The organism is Aromatoleum sp., from assembly GCF_036675785.1.
In the GTDB taxonomy this organism is placed as follows: Bacteria; Pseudomonadota; Gammaproteobacteria; order Burkholderiales; family Rhodocyclaceae; genus Aromatoleum.
Genome location: NZ_JAKFEF010000019.1, coordinates 1 through 4,444, shown reverse-complemented (window position 1 = coordinate 4,444; position 4,444 = coordinate 1). Strand labels below are relative to the sequence as shown.

Genomic DNA, 4,444 nt, shown 5'->3' with positions numbered 1-4,444 from the left:
CGGGCACAATCCGGGTCGACCAGAGCGAACCGGGCGGGGTGGGCATCACGGCGCCGCGCGCGCAGCGCACGCTCGAACGCGCTGCGGCTCGCAAAAGGTTGCTGGGCGCGTTGCACGACCGGCGCACGGGCCCTGTCGACCTTCCTGTCCGCAGGCGGGGGGGCGCCACCCGTGCCGAGGTGCGCGTTGTCGCACGGCGCGCTCGTGCCTACTTGGGCATGCCGCTGCAACTCTCGGACGGGCGCCGAACGCTGGCTCTTACAACACGCCAGACCGCCGGGATCCTCGCGGTGCGACGCGACCAAGACACGGATGCCGGAGGGTTGTTGGTGGGGGTCGATGCGTCGGCCGTCCAACGCCTGGTCGATGGCTTGGCGCGTGATCTTGACCGGACGCCGGCCAATGCGCGCATCAGCGCTTCGAGGCGGCCGCGCGTCACTGTCGAGGGCCACGGCGACATCAGCTGGCGCCCGCGCAAGGCGAACGTCGCCGTGACCCCGGGCGCCCCGGGCCGCCGGCTGCAGCGAGCCGAGGCCGTCGTGGCGCTGACGGATGCCGTGGGCCGCGGCCGCCATCGCGTCGCGCTCGCCTTCAAGCGCGCCCCGCCCCGGATCACGACCGCCGACGCCCGCGCCGTCGACTCCCTCCTCGGCACGTTCACGACGCGCTACCCCTGCTGTCAGCCGCGGGTCACGAACATCCGCCTGATCGCCAAGGCGATCGACGGCACCGTCGTCATGCCCGGCGAGCCGTTCTCCCTGAACCAGAGCAGCGGAGAACGCACCCGCGCCGGCGGATACGTCAAAGCCCCGTTCATCGCCGACGGAGAGCTCGCCGAGTCGATCGGCGGCGGCGTCTCGCAGGTGTCGACGACGCTGTACAACGCCGTGTTCTTCGCCGGACTGCGGATCGGATCCCATCAGCCGCACAGCTTCTACATCGACCGCTATCCGCCCGGCCGCGAAGCCACGCTGAACTTCCCCGACATCGATCTGCGCTGGACGAACGACACGCCGGCGCCCGTGCTGATCCGCGCCTCGACCGGCGAGACGTCGGTCGTCCTGAGCCTCTACGGGACCGACACCGGTCGACGGGTTCGCGCCCAGACCGGTTCACGCATGCCGGTATCCGACGGAGACTTCGCGATCACCGTCACCCGCGTCCTGCGCTTCCGCGACGGGAACGTCGATCGCCAGGCGTACACGACGCGGTACGACCGCCCGCCTCCCCCTGCGTAAGCCGACCGCGGTCTCTGACGCCTACGTTCTGTAGGATGCGACGACGCCCCTCCTCAAGGCGTGTTGGACGTTGGCTGGGGCGCGGCGATCTTGACGTCGCCGCGCCCTGTCCTTCCCAGTGGTGACATTCACCGACGGTCGTCGGTTGGGCGTCCGGCTCGCGTCTTGAGCAGAGTGAGCATCAGACCGCACTGCGCTCCGTGGCCTCGCCAACGGGTGGGCGCCGCGGTGTGGTCTACGCGGGGTCGTCGCAGCCGGATCCTGCCTGGGCGAGTGCGCGCGAAGCGGCATCGCCGCTTCGCGCACCCGTACGGGTTAACCGTGGTCCATCCCCATCGTCCCGTCGTTCATGGCGTCATCCTCCTTGGCGTCCTCCGCGGGCACGCCGCCCGCGGGTGAGGGCCCGCCGAACTCTGCGGTTCGGTGCTTGTTCATCGCGGTGATCTCCTTCGCCTGGGCGGCGATGATCTGGGTCGCGAGTTGCTTGGCTTGCGGGTTCGAGCCCTCGGCGAGTTCGACACGAGCCATGCGGATCGCGCCCTGATGGTGGGGAATCATCATGTCGATGAAGGCCCGATCAAACGGCTTAGCGGTCTTGAGTTCAGACACGTCCATGTCCATGCCCATCTGATGCTCGGGAACACCCAGGCTCTTCTCCTTCACGCCGGCGTCGTCAAGCCGCGAAGCGATGACCCTCATCTTCGTGATCTCCGACGTCTGCGAGCTGATGATGTCGCCCGCGAGCTCGGTGACGAACGTGCTCTGGCCACGGTCTTCGGCGATGTTCGCCATCTCGACGGCGGATTCGTGATGGGGAATCATGTCCGCGACGAACGCGCGATCAATGCCGTTGCCGGCCGTGCTGGGTGCGCCGCCGCTGCTGTCGTCGTCGCTTCCGCAGGCGGCGAGCGTCCCGGTCAAGAAGGCGCCGGCGACGAACAGCGTTACGAGCATGCGTGCTCGCCTGTGCTTGGTGATGTCCATGTGCTTACTCCTCAATACGTGATGTCGGTGCCGCTCAGGCGGCGGACAGATGTCTGGGCTTTGAGCCCTGATGCCGGTGAGTCGGCACCGATCAACATCGAAAGACCTGAAGGACAGCGGGACCGGCCCGGGAACACGGGACCGGTCGTTGACGTGCCCCCGTCGGGCGCGACTGGATACACGTCCGCGCCCACGTAGGGCCGGGCAGTTCAGGACGGGTCGTGGCGACGGCGACGATTGCGAGCGCGAGCGCGAGCGCCGCCGTCTGGGCGATGGCGAGGCACGCCGCCATGTCGTCGCCCATATGGCGCTCGGCCAGCGCGCTGTGTGCCGCGAACACCAACCAGCACAGGGTCAGCGCAAGAAGTAGCGCAGCGAGGCGCTGGTGATGCCGGCGTCGGAACTGGTTGAGCGAGATCAGCATGTCGTTGCCCGCAAACGGTTTCCCGAGCTACTACGTACCCTACAAGCTGTCGGACCATCTTCCCGGGTGGCGGCAAGCGGCGGTGGGCGTGACGGCGGCGCCCTATGTAACCTACGATACGTAGGAGGATGCTGGCTCTCGTCGCACCGCGCGCTGCGCTCGCAATCGAGGAGTTCGCCCCGCATGTTATGGCCAGGGTTTCGAGCCACGTATCGGTGCCGGCTCAGCCCACCGGACGCCGCGGCCGGCGCGCGAGCCATCGATGACAGCGCTGCGGGCAATCCTGCGCTTCGTCGCTGCTGTGTCTTGCCTGAGCGGCGTGCTGATCGTCGTAGACGCTGGACTTACGCTCGCGTGGCAGGAGCCGATCTCGGCGCTGACCGCGGCGCGTAGTCAAGCCGTCGCAAACGAGCAACTGGAGCGCGAGATCGCCTCGTTCGAGCGCGGTCGGGCGGCGCCGACGGCCGCACGCTCAGACCCTCGTGCCCTGCGCGTCGCGGCTCGCCGCTTCCGGGCACGTCTGCAAACGGGACGCGCCATCGGCCGGATATCGCTGCCTTCACTTGATCGTCAGTACGTGGTGGTGCAGGGCACGGGTACCGAACCGCTGCGCAAGGGACCCGGGCACTATGCGGACACGCCCCTCCCGGCCAAGGAGGCACGATCGGGATCGCCGGGCACCGTACGACCTACCTCGCGCCGTTTCGAACGATCAACCGGCTTCGCCGCGGCGAGCGGATCGTCGTGACGATGCCGTACGGCCGTTTCGAATACCGGGTGCGGCGCACACGGATCGTCTCGCCAAGCGCTCTCTGGGTCAAGCGTCCCGTCGGGTACGAGCAGCTGATTCTCAGCGCCTGCCATCCGCTGTACAGCGCGACCAAGCGCATCGTCGTCTTCGCACGCCTCGTCGGTACCCGTCCGCCGAGCAGACGGGAGCCGACGTGAGCAGCGAGGGCCGAAGCGGGAGCCGCGGCAACCCGCGGCAACGGTCGCACTGGCTGCGGCGGGTGGCGTACTGGGGGCTTGTGCTCGTCGTCTCGGTGGTCCTCGTCGTCCTTCTGCTCGGGTTCTTTGAATCGCGTGACGCGAGCGAGGTGGGCGCGACCGCGGTGACCGAGCGCCTGCCGCATGCGCATCCTGCGAAGGCGCGCGCTGCGTGAGCACGCCGGATCGCTGTGACGTCCCGCGGAGGCTCCCTACATCGTGTAGGATGCTGCTGCGTCCTTCATCAGTCAGCGCATGAGGAAGCGGCGCGGCGGCGTACCTTGGCGTCGCCGAGCCTCGACCTTCGGGAACCATCGCCTCGCGACAGAGGTGCGGATGATGTGAATACGGCGATGGCATCACCCGTCGGCACGCTGCTCTCCAACCGCTATCGGCTCGACGCACAGGTCGGGCTCGGCGGCATGTCGACGGTCTATCGCGCGTTCGACACCGTGCTGGAGCGCCAGGTGGCGATCAAGCTCATGCATCGGGAGATCGCCGGCGACTCCGATCAGCTGGAGCGCTTCCGCCGCGAGGCGCGCGCCGTGGCGCAGCTCAACCACCCGAACATCGTCGGGGTCATCGACGCCGGCGAGGAGGGCGATCCGGACTATCCGACGCCCTACATCGTCTTCGAGTACGTCGAGGGCGAGACGCTCAAGCAGCGCATCCGGCGCAACACGAAGCTGTCGGTGTCGGAGTCGATCGCCTACGCGATCGAGATCGCGCGCGCGCTCGGCGCCGCCCACGAGCGCCAGATCGTCCACCGCGACGTCAAGCCGCAGAACGTCCTCATCGACGAGGAGGGCGC

7 protein-coding genes and 1 pseudogene are annotated in these 4,444 nt (G+C 68.4%); 6 read left to right on the top strand and 2 right to left on the bottom strand.

What is annotated here, in order from left to right; genetic code table 11:
- The coding region (locus V6M37_RS04775) for a VanW family protein (protein WP_332671378.1) at window positions 1-1,238 on the top strand (1,238 nt) is incomplete at its 5' end.
- A gap of 315 nt (window positions 1,239-1,553) precedes the next feature.
- Here V6M37_RS04775 and V6M37_RS04770 read toward each other — a convergent pair.
- Together V6M37_RS04770 and V6M37_RS04765 are read right to left on the bottom strand one after the other, a co-directional pair.
- Window positions 1,554-2,222 (bottom strand): DUF305 domain-containing protein, encoded by a 669-nt coding sequence (locus V6M37_RS04770; RefSeq protein ID WP_332671377.1) that lies wholly within the window; start codon window positions 2,220-2,222, stop codon window positions 1,554-1,556.
- A gap of 91 nt (window positions 2,223-2,313) precedes the next feature.
- Entirely contained in the window at window positions 2,314-2,646 is a 333-nt protein-coding gene (locus tag V6M37_RS04765; protein ID WP_332671376.1) for a hypothetical protein, read from the bottom strand.
- Between V6M37_RS04765 and V6M37_RS04760 the strand changes: the two genes are divergently transcribed.
- The 5 genes and pseudogenes from V6M37_RS04760 to V6M37_RS04740 form a co-directional block, all read left to right on the top strand.
- The gene (locus V6M37_RS04760; RefSeq protein WP_332671375.1) at window positions 2,645-2,770 is read left to right on the top strand and encodes a hypothetical protein; all 126 of its coding nucleotides are present in this window, start codon (window positions 2,645-2,647) and stop codon (window positions 2,768-2,770) included. The two genes, V6M37_RS04765 and V6M37_RS04760, sit on opposite strands and share 2 nt — an antisense overlap.
- Window positions 2,771-2,908: 138 nt before the next feature.
- On the top strand, window positions 2,909-3,394 hold the full coding sequence (locus tag V6M37_RS04755) for a hypothetical protein (RefSeq protein WP_332671374.1): 486 nt from the start codon (window positions 2,909-2,911) through the stop codon (window positions 3,392-3,394).
- Window positions 3,295-3,594, top strand: a pseudogene (locus V6M37_RS04750) (sortase); the annotation flags it as partial. The gene V6M37_RS04755 and the pseudogene V6M37_RS04750, both read left to right, overlap by 100 nt.
- Window positions 3,591-3,809: a hypothetical protein gene (locus V6M37_RS04745; protein ID WP_332671373.1), complete on the top strand. Its 219-nt coding sequence runs from the start codon at window positions 3,591-3,593 to the stop codon at window positions 3,807-3,809. The pseudogene V6M37_RS04750 and the gene V6M37_RS04745, both read left to right, overlap by 4 nt.
- A 177-nt stretch (window positions 3,810-3,986) precedes the next feature.
- A partial coding sequence (locus tag V6M37_RS04740; RefSeq protein WP_332671372.1) for a protein kinase domain-containing protein occupies window positions 3,987-4,444 on the top strand: 458 nt, incomplete at its 3' end.